Annotated in this window: 16 protein-coding genes; 10 read left to right on the top strand and 6 right to left on the bottom strand. The window is 63.7% G+C overall.

The features are described from left to right. The first annotated feature begins 328 nt into the window (after positions 1 to 328). Together pdxR and ACYG9V_RS07830 are read left to right on the top strand one after the other, a co-directional pair. Positions 329 to 1,822, top strand: a complete 1,494-nt coding sequence (gene pdxR, locus ACYG9V_RS07835; protein ID WP_023669484.1) for a MocR-like pyridoxine biosynthesis transcription factor PdxR — start codon at positions 329 to 331, stop codon at positions 1,820 to 1,822. Positions 1,823 to 2,029: 207 nt separating this feature from the next. Then, positions 2,030 to 3,649 (top strand): trimethylamine methyltransferase family protein, encoded by a 1,620-nt coding sequence (locus ACYG9V_RS07830; RefSeq protein WP_352763877.1) that lies wholly within the window; start codon positions 2,030 to 2,032, stop codon positions 3,647 to 3,649. 17 nt (positions 3,650 to 3,666) lie between these two features. Here ACYG9V_RS07830 and ACYG9V_RS07825 read toward each other — a convergent pair whose 3' ends face one another. Both ACYG9V_RS07825 and ACYG9V_RS07820 read right to left on the bottom strand, forming a co-directional pair. Next, on the bottom strand, positions 3,667 to 4,065 hold the full coding sequence (locus tag ACYG9V_RS07825; RefSeq protein WP_031195218.1) for a hypothetical protein: 399 nt from the start codon (positions 4,063 to 4,065) through the stop codon (positions 3,667 to 3,669). Positions 4,066 to 4,205: 140 nt separating this feature from the next. After that, positions 4,206 to 6,011: an IlvD/Edd family dehydratase gene (locus tag ACYG9V_RS07820; protein ID WP_352763880.1), complete on the bottom strand. Its 1,806-nt coding sequence runs from the start codon at positions 6,009 to 6,011 to the stop codon at positions 4,206 to 4,208. Positions 6,012 to 6,154: 143 nt separating this feature from the next. On the opposite strand from ACYG9V_RS07820, the gene ACYG9V_RS07815 reads away from it, so the two are divergent. Then, positions 6,155 to 6,613, top strand: a complete 459-nt coding sequence (locus ACYG9V_RS07815) for an SRPBCC family protein (protein WP_352763882.1) — start codon at positions 6,155 to 6,157, stop codon at positions 6,611 to 6,613. A gap of 129 nt (positions 6,614 to 6,742) precedes the next feature. On the opposite strand, the gene ACYG9V_RS07810 is transcribed toward ACYG9V_RS07815, so the two are convergent. From ACYG9V_RS07810 to ACYG9V_RS07795, 4 genes are all read right to left on the bottom strand, one after another. Continuing rightward, positions 6,743 to 7,939: an IS256 family transposase gene (locus ACYG9V_RS07810; RefSeq protein ID WP_460221900.1), complete on the bottom strand. Its 1,197-nt coding sequence runs from the start codon at positions 7,937 to 7,939 to the stop codon at positions 6,743 to 6,745. A gap of 181 nt (positions 7,940 to 8,120) precedes the next feature. Beyond that, positions 8,121 to 9,311, bottom strand: coding sequence for an Mrp/NBP35 family ATP-binding protein (locus ACYG9V_RS07805; RefSeq protein ID WP_027049316.1), 1,191 nt, complete (start codon positions 9,309 to 9,311; stop codon positions 8,121 to 8,123). Positions 9,312 to 9,389: 78 nt separating this feature from the next. Further along, positions 9,390 to 10,394 (bottom strand): inorganic phosphate transporter, encoded by a 1,005-nt coding sequence (locus ACYG9V_RS07800; protein WP_023703518.1) that lies wholly within the window; start codon positions 10,392 to 10,394, stop codon positions 9,390 to 9,392. A gap of 3 nt (positions 10,395 to 10,397) precedes the next feature. Beyond that, positions 10,398 to 11,039, bottom strand: coding sequence for a DUF47 domain-containing protein (locus ACYG9V_RS07795; RefSeq protein WP_023673429.1), 642 nt, complete (start codon positions 11,037 to 11,039; stop codon positions 10,398 to 10,400). A 158-nt stretch (positions 11,040 to 11,197) separates the two neighbouring features. Here ACYG9V_RS07795 and ACYG9V_RS07790 point away from each other — a divergent pair, with 158 nt between their 5' ends. The 7 genes from ACYG9V_RS07790 (at position 11,198) to ACYG9V_RS07760 (ending at position 20,416) form a co-directional block, all read left to right on the top strand. Beyond that, complete coding sequence (locus tag ACYG9V_RS07790; protein ID WP_023688790.1) at positions 11,198 to 12,097, top strand: LysR family transcriptional regulator; 900 nt, start codon at positions 11,198 to 11,200, stop codon at positions 12,095 to 12,097. A gap of 194 nt (positions 12,098 to 12,291) precedes the next feature. Beyond that, the gene (locus ACYG9V_RS07785; RefSeq protein ID WP_023738147.1) at positions 12,292 to 12,771 is read left to right on the top strand and encodes a formate dehydrogenase subunit gamma; all 480 of its coding nucleotides are present in this window, start codon (positions 12,292 to 12,294) and stop codon (positions 12,769 to 12,771) included. After that, positions 12,768 to 14,324, top strand: coding sequence for a formate dehydrogenase beta subunit (locus ACYG9V_RS07780; RefSeq protein ID WP_023673426.1), 1,557 nt, complete (start codon positions 12,768 to 12,770; stop codon positions 14,322 to 14,324). Before ACYG9V_RS07785 ends, ACYG9V_RS07780 begins: the two co-directional genes overlap by 4 nt. 10 nt (positions 14,325 to 14,334) lie before the next feature. Beyond that, positions 14,335 to 17,247, top strand: coding sequence for a formate dehydrogenase subunit alpha (gene fdhF, locus ACYG9V_RS07775; protein WP_352764025.1), 2,913 nt, complete (start codon positions 14,335 to 14,337; stop codon positions 17,245 to 17,247). Between the two features lie 346 nt (positions 17,248 to 17,593). Then, positions 17,594 to 18,424 (top strand): formate dehydrogenase accessory sulfurtransferase FdhD, encoded by an 831-nt coding sequence (gene fdhD / locus ACYG9V_RS07770; RefSeq protein ID WP_352560107.1) that lies wholly within the window; start codon positions 17,594 to 17,596, stop codon positions 18,422 to 18,424. After that, a complete protein-coding gene (locus ACYG9V_RS07765; protein WP_023688796.1) occupies positions 18,414 to 18,728 on the top strand; it encodes a formate dehydrogenase subunit delta in 315 nt (104 codons plus the stop codon). Before fdhD ends, ACYG9V_RS07765 begins: the two co-directional genes overlap by 11 nt. Positions 18,729 to 18,862: 134 nt before the next feature. Then, positions 18,863 to 20,416, top strand: a complete 1,554-nt coding sequence (locus tag ACYG9V_RS07760) for an alpha/beta fold hydrolase (RefSeq protein ID WP_352764022.1) — start codon at positions 18,863 to 18,865, stop codon at positions 20,414 to 20,416. The last annotated feature ends 77 nt before the right edge of the window (positions 20,417 to 20,493 follow it).

Below are 20,493 nucleotides of genomic sequence, written 5' to 3'. Positions count from 1 at the left end.
ATGCGTGGGGATGACGCAGTGCAGCATAGTGCGATGTGATGGAGCTATGACGCTGCGCGCCGCGCTGGATGATTTGATGGGAGTAGCGACGACGCTTCGCATCGCGCTGGGGATAATGAGGCGCGACGACGCTTCGCATCGCGCGGGCGTCCGCGCTGCGGGATGACGCAAGCGTCACCCGGGGATGCGACGACGCTGCGCGTCGCGCATAGATCACTGGCATAAATCCCAGCGATCAGAAAAATTGATTGGCGCAACCCCTTGTGCCACGGTTACCTTCCGCTGGTCCAGCCAAGCAAAAAAGACTGGCCATCGAGGAACACCTTCCATGCCACAGCGTAACGACACGGCCATATGGTCCGGCCTGTTCCGGATTTCGGCGGAATCGGGCCAGACCCTGCAGGCGCAGATCCGTCAGGCGATCGTCGCCGCCATTCTCGACCGGCAGATCGCCGCTTCGATGCCGCTTCCGTCCTGCCGCATCCTGGCTGAAAAACTCGGCGTCGCGCGCGGCACTGTGGTGCTGGCGTTCCAGCAATTGGTCGACCAAGGTTTCCTGGTGGCGCGCGAACGGCGCGGCCATTTCGTCAATCCGGATGTGCTGGCCACCCCCGCCAAGCCGCACCAGAAGGCGCCCGACCAGCAGAACGAGATCGACTGGAAGGCACGCCGGCAGATCGCCGCCAGCGACATGCCGCCACCGGCCAAGCACGACAACTGGATCAAGTCCTCCTACCCCTTCGTCTACGGCCAGTTCGACCCGGCGCTGTTCCCGACAGCCGAATGGCGTGAGTGCAACCGCATGGCGCTGGCCGTGCTCGAAATCCGCAACTGGGCCTCCGACATGGTCGATCGTGACGATCCGCTCTTGATCGAGCAGATCCAGGCGCGGCTGTTGCCGCGGCGCGGCATCTTCGCCAATCCGGACGAGATCATCGTCACGCTGGGCGCCCAGAACGCGCTCTATATGCTGGCGACACTGCTGATGACAAAGGGCTCCAAGGTCGCGATGGAAGACCCGGGATACCCCGACGCGCGCTCGATCTTCCGCTTGGCAGGCGCCGAAATCCAGCCGGTTCCGGTCGATCAGTCCGGCATCGTCACCTCGTCCATTCCCAACGATTCCGGCTTTGTCTTCGTCACCCCCAGCCACCACTGCCCGACCATGGTGCCGCTGTCGGCGGAGCGGCGGCAGGACCTTCTGGCGCGCGCCAACCGCCACAACCAGATCATCATCGAGGACGGCTATGACAGCCAGCTTCTCGACGAGGCGCCGCAGCAGGCGCTGAAGAGCCTCGATCGCTCGGGTCGCGTCGTCTATGTCGGCTCGATGTCGAAGACGCTGGCTCCGGGCCTGCGGCTTGGCTACATCGTCGCTTCGGCTGGACTAATCTCCGAGCTCAGGGCGCTGCGTCGCTTCATGCTCAGGCACCCGCCGGCCAACAACCAGCGCGCGGTCGCGCTGTTCCTGTCGCTCGGCCATCACGAAGCCCTGGTGCGGCGGCTGTCGTCGGCCTTCGACGAGCGGCGCAAGCGTCTGGTCCATGCGATTTCCGCATTCCTGCCGGAATGGCGCTCGACCGATTCGGCCGGCGGCACATCGCTCTGGCTGGAAGGCCCGCGCGGCACCGATTCACGTGGACTGGCCGAGGCCGCGGCGTCGCGCAGCGTCATCATCGAGCCGGGCGACCGCTTCTTCGATCGCACCGAAAAGCCCTCGCGTTTCATGCGCTTGGGCATTTCCTCGATCGCGCTGCAGCACATCGAGCCGGGTATTCGCGAGCTCGCGACTGCGGCCGGACGCAGGCCCGCGGCAGCCTGATTTGCCTGTGCCGGAGCTTTGAACAGCCCCGGCCCTTGGCATGATCACCAACATTCTGCATTAGCTCTCTGGCATACTCGGCTGCGTTGACTGGCCCATAGGCTGGGCCAATGGCAACGGCATAGTCGGCTGACAGAGGGACGAAGCAAGCCGACGGTGGACCAATCACCGCGCCGTGTTTCGCAAGCTAAAGGTGGAGTGCCCCCCATGTCAGTGGCTGTTGAGCAGCAGGATGCGGCTCTTAAGGATGCGGCTCCTAAAGATACATCAGCCGACCAGCGTTCGCGACGATCCGGCGGGCGCGAAGCGCGCCGCGCCATGCGGGCCGCACCGCTTGCCGACGATATCCGGCCGGTGCGCGCCGGCCTCGAAGGCGGCAGCTACGGGCCGCTCAACCAGAACGACCAGGAGCGCATCCATGAAGCGGTGCTGACGCTGCTGGAGACCGTCGGCTTCGCCAATGCCATTCCCTCCTGCGTCGAGGCGCTGACCGGGGTCGGCGCCGTCTATGGCGATGACGGCCGCGTCCGTTTCCCACGCGGGCTTGTGATGGACACGATCAGACGAGCCGCGCGGAATTTTACGCTGCACGGCCAGGACCCCAGGCATGACATGCTGATCCAGGGCAAGCGCGTGCATTACGGCACGGCGGGTGCGGCGGTGCATCTGGTCGATGTCGAAAAGCGCGAATACCGCGAGTCGCTGGTGCAGGACATTTATGATGCCGCTCGCCTCGTCGAAGGGCTCGACAACATCCATTTCTTCCAGCGGCCGATGGTGCCGCGCGACATTCCCGATCCGCTCGAAATGGACTTCAACACGCTCTACGCCTGCGTGATGGGCACGTCGAAGCATGTCGGCACCTCGTTCACGGTGCGCGAGAACGTGCAGCCGGCGCTGGAAATGCTTTATGCGATCGCCGGCGGCGAGGAGAACTTTCGCGCCCGGCCGTTCGTGTCAAACTCCAATTGCTTCGTCGTGCCGCCGATGAAGTTTGCCGAGGACGCCTGCGGCGTGCTCGAAGCCTGTGTCGACGGCGGCATCCCGATCCTGCTTCTATCGGCCGGCCAGGCCGGCGCCACCGCTCCCGCGGCGATTGCCGGCGCTGTGGTGCAAGCGGTGGCCGAAGTGCTGGTCGGCCTCATCTACGTCAACGCCATCAAGCCCGGGCATCCGGCGATCTTCGGCACCTGGCCGTTCGTCTCCGACCTGAGGACCGGCGCCATGTCGGGCGGCTCGGCCGAGCAGGCAGTACTGACTTCGGCCTGCGCGCAGATGGCGCAGTTCTACGACCTGCCGGGCGGCTCGGCCGCCGGCATGACGGATTCGAAACTGCCCGACATCCAGTCCGGCTATGAAAAGGGGATCACCGACGTGATGGCCGGTCTTGCCGGCCTCAATCTGGTCTATGAATCGGCGGGCATGCACGCCTCGCTGCTCGGCTTTTGCCTGGAGAGCCTGATCATAGACAATGACATGCTGGGCCACTGCCTGCGCTGCGTGCGGGGCATCGAAGTGACCGACGAAGCGCTGTCGATCGACACCATCACCGAAGTCTGCATGAATGGCCCAGGCCACTATCTCGGCAACGAGCAGACGCTGCGCCTGATGCAGACCGAGTATTTTTATCCGGCCGTCGGCGACCGCTTTTCGCCCAAGGAATGGAACGAGAAGGGCCGGCCCGACATCTTGCAGCGGGCGATCATCGAAAAGAAGCGCGTGCTTGCCGAGCGCTTCCCGCGCCATGTGCCGAAGCTGCTAGACGACAAATTGCGCGCCCGCTTCGGCGAGATGATCAAGCTGCCACGCAGCGGCATGGGCGGGTAAGCTTCACCTTACGAAGGTCAGTCCGCACTTAGCCCAAAGCGCTCGACGACTTCGGCGCTGATCAGCTTGCCATGCAGCGCCATCAGCACGATCCGGGCATCCAGGCTGTCGCCGGTTTCAAGCGCTGCCTCGATGCGGCGCTCAGCGTCCAGCCGCCGCTCCGGCCCATTGGCCTGCTCAAAGGTTTGTGGGCCTGCGATGCAATAACCAAACAGCTGCGCCACGGACCGATAAGCCTCTGGCGGGGGCTCGTCCGGCCAGTGATCCTTCATCAGATTGACGATGGTGAGCTTTACTCCCTCTGGCACCAGTGCCGGGTGAAGGTCGGCGCCGCGCAGCGCGTTGTCCAGTTCCCGCAAGTCACCCGAGCGGCCGAACATGCCGAGGAAACCGAGGGAAGAGCGCCGCTTCGTCATTGATGGGTGTTATCCCTCGTGCAGGACCTGTCGAGACGACGTATCTGTAGACTTGGCCCAATCGATACAAGAGCGTTGCCATGAGAAAAGGCGGCCTACCCGATGGCAAGCCGCCTTCGATTTCACCAAACTTGCAACGCTTAGTGGTTGTCCCTCGGCACGCCGCTGGTGTGCGCGACGTCCTGGTATTTCACCGCCGGCTTCAGCACCATGCCCTCCGAGAACTGGTCGACCATGGAGCGCTGGATCTCCTGCCATGGCGTCTGGTGCTTGGGATAGTGATAGCCGCCATCGACCTGCAGTTCGGCACGGCGGCGCGTGATTTCCTCGTCGGTGACGAGGATGTTGGCAGTGCCTTTGCGTAAGTCGATGCGCACACGGTCGCCGGTCTTGAGCAGCGCCAGGCCGCCGCCTATTGCCGCTTCCGGCGAAGCGTTGAGGATAGAGGGCGAGCCCGATGTGCCCGACTGGCGGCCATCGCCGATGCAGGCCAGCGCGTGAATGCCCTTCTTGATGAGATAGGCTGGCGGCTGCATGTTGACGACCTCGGCGCCGCCGGGATAGCCGATCGGGCCGGCGCCGCGCATGAACAGGATGGTGTGCTCGTCGATGCCTTGCGCCGGATCGTCGATGCGGGCGTGGTAGTCCTCAGGACCATCGAAGACCATGGCATTGCCCTCGAAGGCTTCCGGGTCGTTCGGGTTGGAGAGATAGCGTTCGCGGAATTCCGGCGAGATGCCGCTCATCTTCATGATTGCGGAATCGAACAGATTGCCGCTGAGATTGATGAAGCCGGCATTGGCCTTCAGCGGCTCGGCAACAGTGCGGATGACGTCGGTATTCTCGTTGGCGATCCCCTTGCAATTGTCGCCGATCGATTTCCCGTTGACGGTCATCGCTTCGGGATAGGGCAGCAGCTTCGCCTTCATCAGCTCGGCCACCACAGCCGGCACGCCGCCGGCATGATGATAGTCCTCGCCGAGATATTCGCCCGATGGCTGCAGATTGACGATGAGCGGCACATGGAGGCCGACCGTCTGCCAGTCGTCATTGGTGAGCGGCACGCCGAGATGGCGGGCAATCGCGTTGAGGTGGATCGGCGCGTTGGTCGAGCCGCCAATCGCCGAATTGACGACAATGGCGTTCTCGAACGCCTTGCGCGTCATGATGTCGGATGGCTTCAGATCCTCATGCACCATCTCGACGATGCGCTTGCCGGTCTCATAGGAGATCTGGCCGCGCTCGCGGTAGGGTGCGGGAATGGCGGCCGAGCCCGGCAATTGCATGCCGAGCGCCTCGGCCAGCGAGTTCATCGTGGTGGCGGTGCCCATGGTGTTGCAATAGCCGGTCGACGGCGCCGATGAGGCGACGATGTCCATGAACTCGTCATAGTCGATCTCGCCGGCCGAGAGCCGCTGGCGCGATTCCCAGACGATGGTGCCCGATCCCGTGCGCTTGCCCTTGTGCCAGCCATTGAGCATCGGTCCGACCGAAAGTGCTATGGCCGGAATATTGACGGTGGCCGCCGCCATCAGCAGCGCCGGCGTGGTTTTGTCGCAGCCGATGGTCAGCACGACGCCGTCGAGCGGATAGCCGTAAAGCACTTCGACCAGGCCGAGATAGGCAAGGTTGCGGTCGAGTGCCGCTGTCGGGCGCTTGCCGGTCTCCTGGATCGGATGGCACGGGAATTCGAAGGGGATGCCGCCCATCGAGACGATGCCTTCGCGCACGCGCTTGGCCAGTTCGATATGATGGCGGTTGCATGGCGACAGATCCGAGCCGGTCTGGGCGATGCCGATCAGCGGCTTGCCAGACATCAGCTCGGCCCGCGTCAGGCCGTAGTTCAGGTAGCGCTCGAGGTAGAGCGCGGTCATGCCTGGATTGTCGGGATTGTCGAACCACTCCTGCGAGCGAAATTTCTTCTTTCCGGTGGGGGCGCCTGCCATCATGGTCTCCGTATTTGTAAGACAAATCGATATGGCAACGCGCGGAAGCAGGCAAGAGGGCGCACCGTCGCAACCGGACTTTGGTGCGATAGACACAGACCAGACCGTGCGTTAGGCCTTCGAAGTCTGTCCGGGAGGTATCGATGGCTTTGGTGATCGAAGGCGAGGAACGCATTGCCGCCCCCCTGCAGAAAGTGTGGGACGCGCTGAACGATCCGAAGGTTTTGCAGGCGACCATTCCCGGCTGCCAGAACCTGGAGATGAAATCGCCGACCGAAATGGCGGCGACGGTGGTGTTGAAGATCGGACCGATCAAGGCGACATTCAACGGCGAGGTGACGTTGAAGAACCTGAAGCCGCCGCACTCCTACACCATCCAGGGCGAGGGCAAGGGCGGTATTGCCGGCTTCGCCAAGGGTGGCGCCGACGTGACGCTGACGGCGGACGGGCCGGATGCGACGGTCCTCAAATACGCGGCCAAAGCCGAAGTCGGCGGCAAGATCGCCCAACTCGGCAGCCGGCTCATCGAATCGACTTCGAAGAAGCTGGCCTTGCAGTTCTTTTCAAGCTTTGGCGAGAAGGTGGGTTCCCCTCCCCCTTGAGGGGAGGGTGCCTCGTGAAGCGAGGCGGGTGGGGTCGCCTCAACTGCCTCAACGTGAGTTGAGCTGCCTCGACTTGTAAAGAAAGGTTGTGTGCGTCAAGTTCTGCAAAATGGGCGATCATGAAACTGGTCATGCGGCTTGGCGTAGAGCGAGCTTCTTGTGCTCGCGCAGATCATCCATGTTGATATAGCGGTTGGCCTCCATCCAGTTTTCGTTGGTTTCGACGGCCAGCGCCCTGACCAGGCGCAGGCAGCTTTCGGCGTTCGGGAAGATGCGCACGACATAGGTGCGCCGGCGGATTTCCTCGTTGAGCCGTTCAAGCATGTTGGTGGACTTGAGGTGCTTGTGATGCTGACGCGGCAGCCGGAAGAAAGTCAGCGTCTGTTCTATGGCTTCTTCCGCCCAGGTGGCCAGCCGCGGGTAGCGGGCGGACCATTTGGACAGCCACGCGGCGAGATCGGCCTTGGCCTCGTCGAGATCGCGCCGGTCGTAGAGCCAGCGCAATTCCTGCAGGCAATCGTCGCCGTGCTTCCTGGGCAGGTGATCGAGCGCGTTCCTGAGGAAGTGGACGTAGCAGCGCTGCCATGCTGCTTCCGGGATCACCTCGCCGATCGCCGCGACCAGGCCGGCATGGTCGTCGGACACGGCCAGTTCGACGCCCTTGAGACCGCGTCGTTTCAAGCCGACGAGGAAGTCCTTCCAGGCCGAGCGGCTCTCGCGATTGGCCATCTCCACGGCCAGGATCTGCCGGCGCCCGTCCCAGTCGATGCCGACCGCGATCAGCACCGCCTGGCTCATCACGATGCCGGCTTCGCGCACTTTCTCGTAGCGGGCATCGAGAATGAGGTAGGGGAATGGCTCCTGAAGCGGTCGTTCGGCAAACGCCTTCAGGCTCTCGTCCAAGCGCTTGTTGATGGCCGAGATCGACGAAGCCGAGAACGCATGACCGCACAGCTCTTCCGTGATCGCCTTGACCTTGCGGGTCGACACGCCCTGCACATACATCTCCGCAAGCGTCGCAACCAAGGCCCGCTCCGAACGCTGGTAGCGCTCGAACAGCTCGGTGGAGAAGTGACCCGCCCGGTCCTGTGGAACCCGCAGCTCAAGCTTGCCCACCCGGGTGACCAGGGTGCGGCCGTAGTAACCCGAGCGATACCCAAGGCGCTCAGGCGTGCGTTCGCCCTTCGAAGCACCCAGCGCCTCCTCCATCTCGGCCTCGAGAACCTCCTGCATTACCGCACGGATCACTTCGTGCAGCCCCTCCGGGTTCGAAAGCAGAATGTCTTTGACGGCAGCGCTGGTCGATTTACCTTCTGTCTTGGTCATGGTGGCGTTCCTTCCAGGGAATCGGTGACGTTGAACATCACCAGCCTGCCATGACCGCCCTCTCTCAGCGAATTTGCAGAACTCTCAGCACACTACCTAAAGAAATAGCGTCGAGCGTGTCACCGCGGACCCCACCCGGCCCTTCGGGCCACCCTCCCCTCAAGGGGGAGGGATATCCGAGCTACTCGAACACGATGTTCGGCACCGCCGCTTCGGCCGCGCCGCGTTCTTCGTTGACCCGGTCCCAGACCTTCGAAGCAATGCCGCGATAGATCTTCGCCTCGGCGCTGTCTGGCTTCGACGCCACCACCGGAGCACCTTCATCAGAACTTTCGCGAATGCCCATTTCCAGCGGCACTTCGCCGAGGAAGGTCACGCCGAGTCGCTCGGCCTCGCGCCGCGCCCCGCCATGGCCAAAGATGTCGTAGCGCTTGCCGGTATCGGGGGCTATGAAATAGCTCATGTTCTCCACGATGCCGAGCAGCGGCACGTCGACCTTCTTGAACATATTCAATCCTTTGCGGGCGTCGATCAGCGCCAGGTCCTGCGGCGTCGAGACGATGACGGCGCCGGCCAGCGGCACCTGCTGGGCCATGGTCAACTGGGCGTCGCCGGTGCCGGGCGGCATGTCGACGACGAGCACGTCGAGGCGGCCCCATTCGACCTCGCGCAGCATCTGCGTCAGCGCCGACATCACCATCGGACCGCGCCAGATCATCGGCGTCTCCTCGTCGACGAGGAAGCCCATCGACATCACCTTAAGGCCGTAATTCTCCATCGGTTTCAGGATCTTGCCGTCGACGGTCTGCGGCCGGCCATGGATGTTGAGCAGCCTGGGCATGGACGGGCCATAAATATCGGCATCGAGCACGCCGACACGCAAACCGTTGGCGGCGAGGCCAAGCGCGATGTTGACAGCGGTGGTCGACTTGCCGACGCCGCCCTTGCCGGACGCCACCGCGATGATCGCCTCGATGCCGGGCACGCCGCGCTTGCCCGAGCTTTGCGAGGCCGGGGCGTGCGGGGCTGGGGAGTGTGGAGCTGGGCGCGGCGCGGCGGGCGCGGCCGTCGGTGCCGGCCTGGGCGCCGGGCGCGACGCAACCGGAGCCTCCATGCCGCCGCCCTTCTTCTCCGCCGTCAGCGCGACGACGGCGCCGGCGACACCAGGGATCGCCTTGACGACACGCTCGGCTGCGGCGCGCAGCGGCTCCATCTCCTGTGCGCGGGCGGCGGGAACGGTGATCGAGAAAAACACTTTCGAATCGGCGATGAAAATCTCCGAAACCATGCCGAGGTCGACGATGTTGCCGGTGAAGTCCGGCCCGTTGACCGTCTTCAGACGCTCGGTGACGATTTCCTTGGTGACGGACATGCATTATTCCCTAAGGCGTTTGGCTGCGGCTCAGATAGTGCAGATTGGCAGCGACTCCAAGCACCACCGGTGTCCGCCTCACCCTGCCAGGCCAACCGCTAGGTAGGTGAGCGCCGAAATTGCAGCCGTGGCCGGCAAGGTGACGATCCAGGCGATGACGATGTTGCCGGCAATGCCCCAGCGCACGGCCGAGACGCGGCGGGCGGCGCCGACACCGATGATGGCCCCGGTGATGGTATGGGTGGTCGACACGGGGACGCCGAGCCAGGTGGCGGCAAACAGGGTGATGGCGCCGCCGGTCTCGGCGCAGAAGCCCTGCATCGGATTCAGCCGGGTGATCTTCGAGCCCATCGTGTGAACGATGCGCCAGCCGCCGAACAAAGTGCCGAGCGCCAGTGCTGTCTGACAGGTGAGGACGACCCACAGCGGCACGTAGAACGTCCCGCCGAGCATACCTTGCGAATAGAGCAGCACGGCGATGATGCCCATGGTTTTCTGGGCGTCGTTGCCGCCGTGCCCTAGCGAATAAAGCGAGGCCGAAAAGAACTGCATGACGCGGAAGGTGCTGTCGACGGCGAACGGTGTCTGGCGCACGAACAGCCAGGAAACGGCCAGGATCAGGACCAGCGCCAGAACAAACCCTGTCGCCGGCGACACGACGATTGCGGCGACCGTCTTGCCAAGCCCGGTCCAGACGATGGCGCCGGGCCCAGCCTTTGCAACGCCGGCGCCGACGAGCCCGCCGATCAGGGCATGCGAACTGCTGGACGGGATGCCGGCAATCCAGGTGACGATGTTCCAGACGATGGCGCCAACGAGCGCCGAGAAGATCACCGCCGGCGTGACGATGCTGACGTCGACGATACCTTTTCCCACAGTTTCAGCCACGTGAAGGCCGAAGAACATGAAGGCGATGAAATTGAAGAAAGCCGCCCACAGGACCGCATATTGCGGTCTCAGCACGCGGGTGGAGACGATGGTGGCGATGGAGTTCGCTGCATCGTGCAGGCCGTTGAGAAAATCGAAAAACAGCGCGACGGCGACAAGGCCGATCAGCACGGGAAAGGCGATGGTGGCTTCCATTGCCTAAACGTTCTCGATGACGATGCCGCTGATCTCGTTGGCGACGTCCTCAAAGCGGTCGACCACCTTCTCCAGCTGGCCGTAGATCTCCGAGCCGATCAGGTAGGCCATCGGATCGCTGCGGCCATGCCGCTTGAACAGGTCCTTCAATCCCTGCTCATGCAGATCGTCGGCGCGGCTTTCGACGCGCATCACCTCTTCGGCGATGGCGTTGAGGCGTACCGTGTGCGTGCCGACCTTGCTGAGCAGCGGGATTGCTTCGGCAACCAGCCTGGAGGCGGCAACGATGACGCCGCCCATCTCCTGCATCAGCGGGTCGAATTCCTTCTTTTCGAACAGCTTCACCGTCTTGACGGTCTTGTGCATCATGTCGATGGCGTCATCCATCGACTGGATCAGGTCCTTGATGTCGCCGCGATCGAAGGGCGTGATGAAGGAACGCCGCACCGCCAGCAGCACTTCGGCCGTGATATGATCGGCCTCGTCCTCGAGATCGATGATCTTCTGGCACCAACGATCGATGTCCTTGCCCTGCAGGAGCTGCTCCAGCGCCTCGGCGCCGCCGACCACGGTGCGGGAATGCCGTTCAAAGAGGTCGAAGAAGCGATCTTCGCGCGGCAAAAGCTTGCGGAACCAGCCCAGCATGTCCGATCTCCTCGTATTCCATCCAACCACATAGCGCCGTGTTCGGCCGGGGGAAACAGCCAGCCGGCCCAAAGATGTGGATGCATGGCCAATTGCGGGTAGAGCTTGCGGCGAAAGGCAATTTCCCCGACCTTGCGCGCAACGAACGGACGGATGGTATGATCGACAAGCTCGAATTCTTCATCGCGCTGGCCAAGGAGGAGCATTTCGGCCGGGCGGCGGAAGCGTGCGGCGTCACGCAGCCGACCTTGTCGGCCGGGATCAAGCAGCTGGAGGGCCAGCTCGGCGTCATGCTGGTCAATCGCGGTTCGCGCTTTCAGGGGCTGACGCCGGAAGGCAAGCAGGTGCTGGTGTGGGCGCGTCGCATCGTCGGCGATTCCAGGACCATGCGCGAAGAGATGCGGGCGGCGCGACATGGCCTGTCCGGGCGTATCCGTATTGCCGCCATCCCAACCGCCCTCGCCATGGTGGCGCGGCTTACGACGCCATTTCGCGAGAAGCATCCGGGCGTCACCTTCTCTATCCTGTCGCGCACCTCGATCGAGGTGTTGTCGCTGCTCGGCAATTTCGACGTCGATGCCGGCATCACCTATCTCGACAACGAGCCTCTCGGACGGGTGACCAGCGTGCCGCTCTATGACGAGCGCTACCAGCTGATCACGGCGGTCGGAAATCCCTATTCGGATCGCGACAAAGTGACATGGGCCGAAATCAGCCAGCTGCCGCTCTGCTTGTTGACGCCGGACATGCAGAACCGCCGCATCATCGACCAGCATCTGGCCGAGGCCGGCGTGCAGGTGCGGCCGACACTGGAATCCAACTCGATGATCGTGCTGTTCTCCCACATACGGACAGGCAAATGGTCGTCGATCATGCCGCTCAACCTGGCGGAAACATTCGGTTTTTCCGAACCGATCCGGGCCATTCCGATCGTCGAACCGGATGCCAGCCACACTGTCGGGCTGGTCGCCGCGCCGCGCGAACCGCACACGCCGCTGGTGCAGGCGCTGCTGGACGAGGCGATGGCGCTGGCAGACGATTTCCGCGCCAATCGCTGAGCTAGTCATAACTGGTCAATCGGCGCGATAGAAATTTTCTATCGTGCAACGAAACCGCTTTATTGATTTCAGAGGTTTTCTCTGATTTCTTAAGCACTTAGCGATTAAGCGGCGTAGGCATGTCGTTGTTCCAAAACTGCTTCATGCTTTTGGACGATTATATGCATCGGTCGCTACGATAGGGAGGGCGCTGCGTGACGATGCAGCCTGCAAGTACCGAGATACAGTCGCGCACGGCGGCGATCATCCAGGAGTTGAAGGGCCTCGAAGGCCCCCTGCTGCCGATCCTGCACGAGATCCAGGAAGAATTTGGCCACGTGCCGCAGGACGCCGTGCCCGTCATCGCCGATGGGCTGAACCTGTCGAGGGCCGAAGTGCATGGCGTCGTGACCTTCTATCATGATTTCCGTGCCCGGCCGGCTGGCCGGCATGTGCTCAAGCTTTGCCAGGCGGAAGCCTGCCAGTCGATGGGTTCGGATGCGATCGCCGCAAAGGTCAAGCAGTTGCTCGGCATCGATTTCCATGAGACCACCCGCGACGGATCGGTTACGCTTGAGCCTGTCTATTGCCTCGGGCTGTGCGCCTGTTCACCGTCGGCGATGCTGGATGGTGAGGTGATCGGGCGGCTCGATGACGAGAAGATCGAAGAGATCGTCGCGGAGGTACGCTCATGATCCCGCGCATCTACATTCCAGGTGACTCCGGCGCGCTGGCGCTCGGCGCCGAAAAAGTCGCCAAGGCTGTTCGTGCGGAACTGGCCGAACGGGGTGTCGAGGCCAAGATCGTCCGCAACGGCTCGCGCGGCGCCTATTTCCTCGAACCGATGGTCGAGGTCGCGACCGAAAAGGGCCGCGTCGCTTACGGGCCGGTCAAGCCATCGGACGTCAAGAGCCTGTTCGACAGCGGCTTTCTCACCGGCGGGCATCACAAGCGCTGGCTGGGCGCGCCCGACAAAATCCCGTTCCTGGCCAAGCAGACGCGCCTGACCTTTGCGCGTTGCGGCATCAACGACCCGCTATCGCTCGATGCCTACAAGTCACTGGGCGGGCTCAAGGGCCTGCAGAACGCGGTGGCCATGGCGCCGCTCGACATCGTCAAACAGGTCACGGAATCGGGCTTGCGCGGCCGAGGCGGCGCCGGCTTCCCGACCGGCATCAAGTGGAAGACGGTGCTCGATACGACATCTGACCGCAAATACATCGTCTGCAATGCCGACGAGGGCGACAGCGCCACCTTTGCCGACCGCATGATTATGGAGGGCGACCCCTTCGTGCTCATCGAAGGCATGACGATTGCCGGCATCGCCACCGGCGCGACCAAGGGGTTCGTCTATATCCGCTCGGAATATCCGCATGCGGTGGCTGTCATGAACAAGGCTGTCGAGGTCGCCCGCAAGGCAGGCGTGCTCGGCGTCAGCGTGCTGGGTTCGCCCAACGCCTTCGACATGGAAATCCGCGTCGGCGCCGGCGCATATGTCTGCGGCGAGGAAACTTCGCTGCTGAACAGCCTTGAAGGCAAGCGCGGCGTGGTGCGAGCCAAGCCACCGCTGCCGGCAATCCAGGGTCTGTTCGGCAAGCCGACGGTGATCAACAACGTCATCAGCCTGGCCTCCGTGCCCATCATCATGGACAAGGGTGCTGCCTTCTACAAGGATTTCGGCATGGGCCGCTCGCGCGGCACGATCCCGATACAGATCGCCGGCAACGTCAAGTTCGGCGGCCTGTTCGAGGCGGCGTTCGGCATGACGCTGGGCGAGATCGTCGACGATATCGGCGGCGGTACGGCCACAGGTCGCCCGGTGAAGGCGGTGCAGGTCGGCGGCCCGCTCGGCGCCTATTTCCCGCGCGGCCTGTTCGACACGCCGTTCGACTACGAAGAGTTCGCGAAGCGCGACGGGCTGATCGGCCATGCCGGCATCACCGTGTTCGACGACACGGCCGACATGCTGAAGCAGGCGCGCTTTGCCATGGAGTTCTGCGCCATCGAAAGCTGCGGCAAGTGCACGCCCTGCCGCATCGGCTCGATACGCGGGGTGGAGACCATCGACCGGCTTGCCGCCGGCATCGAGCCGGAGAAGAACCTGGCACTGGTCACCGATCTCTGCAACACGATGAAGTTCGGATCGCTCTGCGCGCTGGGCGGCTTCACGCCCTATCCGGTGATGAGCTCGATCACCCATTTCCCCGAAGATTTCAAGCCCGCGCCGGCGCGCGTGGCTGCTGAATAGGAGCTGGCAGATGAATATCAAGGCCGACTTCCCGACACTCATCGAAGAACTCGATTACGGAACCCCGGAATCGAAGGCGCAAAAGCAGGTTACGCTGATCGTCGACGGCCGCAGCATCAGCGTGCCGGAGGGTACGTCGATCATGCGCGCGGCGATGGAAGGCGGGGTCGAGATCCCAAAACTCTGCGCCACGGACATGCTGGACTCGTTCGGCTCCTGCCGCGTCTGCCTGGTCGAGATCGACGGGCGCGGCGGCACGCCGGCATCCTGCACGACCCCCGTCGGCGAAGGCATGGTGGTGCGCACGCAATCCGAGCGGCTCGACGCCATCCGCCGCGGTGTCATGGAGCTTTACGTCTCCGACCACCCGACCGGCTGGAACGAGAAGGCCGGCACCGGCGCCAGCGAGTTCGACGTTGTGGCGAAATCGGTCGGCCTGACCGAGAACCGCTTCGGCATTGAGGGCCGCAACCACGTCAAGCAGGAAAACGGCGTCGCGCCCGGCCATGGCTCGCTGGCGGTCGACTACATCGCCCGCGACGAGTCCAACCCCTATTTCACCTATGATCCGGCGCAATGTATCGTCTGCTCGCGCTGCGTGCGGGCCTGCGAGGAGGTGCAGGGCACCTTCGCGCTGACGATCGAGGGCCGCGGTTTCGAATCGCGCATGGTCGCCGGCATGCACGAGGATTTCATCGCCTCCGAATGCGTGTCCTGCGGCGCCTGCGTGCAGGCCTGTCCGACCGATGCGCTGCGTGAAAAGACCGTGCTTGAGAAAGGCATGCCCGAGCGTTCCGCTGTCACCACCTGCGCCTATTGCGGCGTCGGCTGCTCGTTCAAGGCCGAAGTGAAGGACGACGAAGTCATTCGCATGATGCCCTACAAGGACGGCAAGGCGAACCACGGCCACTCCTGCGTGAAGGGCCGTTTCGCCTATGGCTATGCCACCCACAAGGACCGCATCCTGTCGCCTATGATCCGGGAAAAGGTCAGCGATCCCTGGCGCGAGGTGAGTTGGGAAGAGGCCATCGCCCATACGGCCAAGGAATTCCGCCGTATCCAGTATCAATACGGCCGCACCTCGATCGGCGGTATCACGTCCTCGCGCTGCACGAATGAAGAGACCTATCTCGTCCAGAAGCTGGTGCGCCAAGGCTTCCGCAACAACAATGTCGACACTTGCGCGCGCGTCTGCCACTCGCCGACCGGCTACGGCCTCGGCCAGACCTATGGCACCTCGGCCGGCACGCAGGATTTCGATTCCGTCGATTTCACCGATGTCGCCGTCATCATCGGCGCCAATCCGGCTTCCGCGCACCCGGTGTTCGCCTCGCGGCTGAAAAAGCGGCTGCGCCAGGGCGCCAAGCTGATCGTGCTCGATCCGCGCCGCACCGAAATGGTCAAGTCGGCGCATATCGAGGCCGACTATCACCTGCCGCTGAAGCCCGGCACCAACGTGGCGGTGCTGACGGCGCTGGCGCATGTCATCGTTACCGAAGGGCTTTTCGACGAAGCCTTCATCCGCGATCGCTGCGACTGGGCGGAGTTCCAGGATTGGGCTTCTTTCGTCGCCTTGCCGGAAAACAGCCCCGAAATCGTGGGCAAGCTGTCCGGCGTCGATCCCGAACTGATCCGAGGTGCTGCACGGCTCTATGCCAAGGGCGGCAATGGCGCTATTTATTACGGCCTCGGCGTGACCGAACACAGCCAGGGTTCGACCACGGTTATGGCTATCGCCAACCTTGCCATGGCGACCGGCAATATCGGCCGCCCGGGCGTCGGGGTGAATCCGCTGCGCGGCCAGAACAACGTGCAGGGTTCCTGCGACATGGGCTCGTTCCCGCATGAACTGCCGGGCTACCGCCACATCTCCGGCGAGGCGGTGCGCGACATCTATGAGACGTTGTGGGGGGTGAAGCTCGACGACGAACCGGGCCTGCGCATCCCCAACATGCTGGATGCCGCCGTCGACGGATCCTTCAAGGGCATCTACATCCAGGGCGAGGACATCCTGCAATCCGACCCTGATACCAAGCATGTCGCGGCCGGCCTGGCGGCGATGGAATGCGTCGTCGTGCACGACCTGTTCCTCAACGAGACAGCTAACTACGCGCATGTCTTCCTGCCGGGCTCGACCTTCCTGGAAAAGGACGGCACCTTCACCAATGCCGAGCGCCGCATCAACATGGTGCGCAAGGTGCTGGAGCCGAAGGCGCGCTATGCCGACTGGGAAGCGACACAGGAGCTTGCCCGCGCGATCGGGCTGGATTGGAACTACCAGCATCCCTCCGAAATCATGGACGAGATCGCCAAAACGACGCCAAGCTTCGCCGGCGTCTCTTTCGATCTGCTCGACCGTGTCGGATCGGTGCAATGGCCCTGCAACGAGAAGGCGCCGCTCGGCACGCCGATCATGCATATCGACGGCTTCGTGCGCGGCAAGGGCAAGTTCATCCGCACTGAATATGTCGCGACCGACGAGCGGACCGGGCCGCGTTTCCCGTTGCTGCTGACCACCGGCCGCATTCTCAGCCAGTACAATGTCGGTGCACAGACAAGGCGCACCGAAAACGTCATGTGGCACTCGGAAGATCGGTTGGAGATCCATCCGCACGACGCCGAGAACCGCGGCCTGCGCGATGGCGACTGGGTGCGGCTGACCAGCCGTTCGGGCGAGACGACGCTGCGTGCGCTGATCACCGACCGGGTGTCGCCGGGCGTGGTCTACACCACCTTCCACCATCCGGACACGCAGGCCAACGTCATCACCACCGACTTCTCCGACTGGGCGACCAATTGTCCAGAGTACAAGGTGACCGCAGTGCAGGTCGGCGCGTCGAACGGACCTTCGGACTGGCAGCGCGACTATAACGAGCAGGCCGAGCAGAGCCGCCGCATCGCTCCGCTACAAGCGGCGGAGTAGTCTTGCCACGGCGTTCGACAATAAGAGCTTCAATCTTGACGGTTGGTCGACCCCCACTCCGTCAGGAAGGAGAGCTTAAGCCGCCTGGCGCCTTTCTTCTCCCTCCGGAGGGGGGAGAGGTGGCGCCGCGAAGCGGCGACGGAGTGGGGGAAGCCGGCCCCGCAACACGCAGCCGTCGAAAGTCGCGCACAACCCAAAGAGCAGGCAAACCGGCCTATCTGGCGAGCAGTCGACCCCCACTCCGTCAAGCTTCGCTTGACACCTCTCCCCCGGTCGACGGGGGAGAGGAAAGGCGCGAGCCTCCACAGCTACTGCTAAGGACGAACAGGGCAGAGGGGCGCGCCTCGTGACCCGAAAACGCCAAGCCACCACCCAAATCTCTCGCCTTGCCCACCGCGCCAGCGGCACGACATCGGCCAACCGCATGGTGCCGGAGGAGACGCCGGTGGCGTTCTCCTTTGCCGGCACCACCCATGCGGTGATGATGGCGAGCCCGGCCGATTTCGAGGATTTCGCGCTCGGCTTCTCTCTGACCGAAGGCATCATAGCCTTGCCTGACGAAATCGATGCGATCGAGGTCGAGGACCATGGCGCCGGCATCGATATCCAGATCCGGCTGAAGGACCAGGCCAATACGCGCTTCGAGACGCGGCGCCGGCGCTTGGCCGGGCCGGTCGGCTGTGGGCTGTGCGGCATCGAATCGATCGAGGAAGCGATGCGCTCGGTCGACAAGGTTGGTGCGTCCAAGCTTACGCTTGAAGCCGACGATATCACCCATTCGGTAAAGCTTTTGTCCAAGGTGCAGCCTCTGCATTCAGAAACCGGCGCCGTGCATGCAGCGGGCTTTTACATTCCCGGCAAAGGCATCGTCATGGCGCGCGAGGATGTCGGCCGGCACAATGCGCTGGACAAACTGGCCGGCGCGCTGGCCAAGGCCGGCATTGACGGTGCATCGGGCGCGGTGGTGGTGACATCACGCGTCTCGGTGGAGATGGTGCAGAAAACGGCGGCGATCGGCTCCGCCTTCATCATCGCCGTGTCGGCGCCGACAGCCCTTGCCATCCGCACCGCCGAAGAGGCCGGCATGACGCTGGTGGCGCTTGTGCGCGGCGACGATTTCGATGTTTTCACCCACCCGGAACGGGTGGTTTTGGGAGTTGCCCAGCATGTCGCATGACGAAGAACACATCACGAGCACCGGGGAAAAGCTGGTGCGCATGGCCAACCAGATCGCCGCCTTCTTCCATTCAAGGCCCCGCGAGGAAGGTGTGGCGGGCGTGGCCGAGCACATCAACAAGTTCTGGGAGCCCAGGATGCGCCGGCAGTTCTTCGAGATGCTGGACAGTGGCGGCGAAGGTTTTGACGAACTCGTCGTCGTGGCCTCGGCCAGGATCAAGCGGCCGAAGACCGAGGAGCAGGCCGATGTGAGCATCGGCTACGTCCAACCCACGGGTGCAGAGAGCGCCGCTCCCCAGAAATAGCCTCCCCCAGAAATGGCGGGCGAACACGGTTCGCCGCGGGCTATATTCCTGTCTTCTAAAGTTTGGCTGCCGCATCCGCCGGGCGTCTGCTATGGTCGGCGATCAGAAATCGTCTGGCCGGGCGGGATAGCAACGTGAGGCCGATCGAGACGCGATATGCCCTCAGCGGCGACGTGCGGATCGCCTATCAGGTGGTCGGCCAGGGATCGTTCGACCTGGTTTTCGTGCCCGGCTTCATCTCCAATCTCGACCTGCATTGGGAAGACGAGGGCTACGCCAGGCTCTTGAAACGGCTCTCGGCGTTCTCGCGGCTGATCCTGTTCGACAAGCGCGGCACCGGCCTGTCCGACCGCGTCGACCCACGCCACCTGCCCAGCCTCGAAACCCGCATGGACGATGTGCGCGCGGTGATGGATGCCACCGGCAGCGGCCGCGCGGCCTTGCTCGGCGCTTCGGAAGGCGCGCCGATGGCAATGTTGTTTGCCGCCACCTATCCGGAACGGACACGAGCGCTGGCGCTCTATGGCGGTTATGCGCATTTCCACAAATGGGTGATGTCGCCGGAGCGCCTCGAGGCCTTCATCGCGACGGCCGGCACGGAATGGGGCACGGGCGCCACACTGCCCAACTTCGCTCCCGGCCGGGTAGATGATGCGCATTTCACCCAGTGGTGGGCCCGCTTCGAGCGGCTGTCGGCCAGTCCGACGGCAGCGGCAGCCCTTGCCCGGATGAATGCCGGAATCGATGTGCGCGGCGTGCTTTCGGCGATCGGCGCACCGACACTGCTCATTCATCGCCGCAACGACGCGCGGGTCGACCCGGACGCCAGCCGCTTCCTGGCGAAAGAGATCGCCAATGCGCGATTGGTCGAGGTCCCCGGGCGCGACCACCCGATCTGGACCGGCGATGTCGACCGGTTGGCCGACCTGATCGAGGAATTCCTGACCGGCGAGCGTGCCGTGGCCGAAGCGGAGCGCGTGCTTGCCGCTCTTCTGGCGACACGCATCTACGACACGGCGCGGGTTGGCGACCGCATGTGGAGCGAACGTAGCGAGCGCTTCCAGGAGAGCTGGCAGCAGCTGGTCGGCCGTCATGGCGGACGCGTCGCCGGTATCCACGGCGAATTGATGATCTCGCGCTTCGACGGGCCGGCGCGGGCCATACGCTGCGCGGCGGCACTGCGCGATGCGGCGCAACATATGGGCATTGCAAGCGCCCAGGGCGCCCATGTCGGTGAGGTCGAAATGCGCGGGCCGCCGGTGGGGCTGATGGCACGGGTGACGATGCAGATCGCCGCCCATGCCGGGCGCGGCGATATTCTGGCGTCGCGGCTGGCCGCCGATCTGGCGGCGGGGTCCGGCCTGCATTTCATCGATGCCGGGCGTGTCACGGTGGATGAGCTGGACGAGCCGCTGGCGCTGGTCCAGGCAACGTCGGAACAGCACCTGGAGCCGGCCTGCCGCCCCAAGGCGAAACCCGCCGAGCCGGCTCAACTGACGGCGCGCGAAAGCGAGGTGGTGATCCTGATCGCCGACGGCAAGAGCAATGCCGCGATCGCCGCCGAGCTGAGGCTCAGCGAGCATACGGTCAAGCGTCATGTCGCCAACATATTGCTGAAGCTCGATTTGCCGTCACGGGCGGCGGCAGCGGCATTTTCCGCCAGGCAGGCTGGCCCGGACGGGCCATAGGGACCATGGCGCTTTCGGGCGAAGCGGCCAGGTGGGGTCGAGGCGTACCAATTCTCTCCATGCAGGCCAGGCGGATG

This window comes from Mesorhizobium sp. W016, from assembly GCF_054719485.1.
This window is presented reverse-complemented; position numbering and strand designations above follow the sequence as displayed.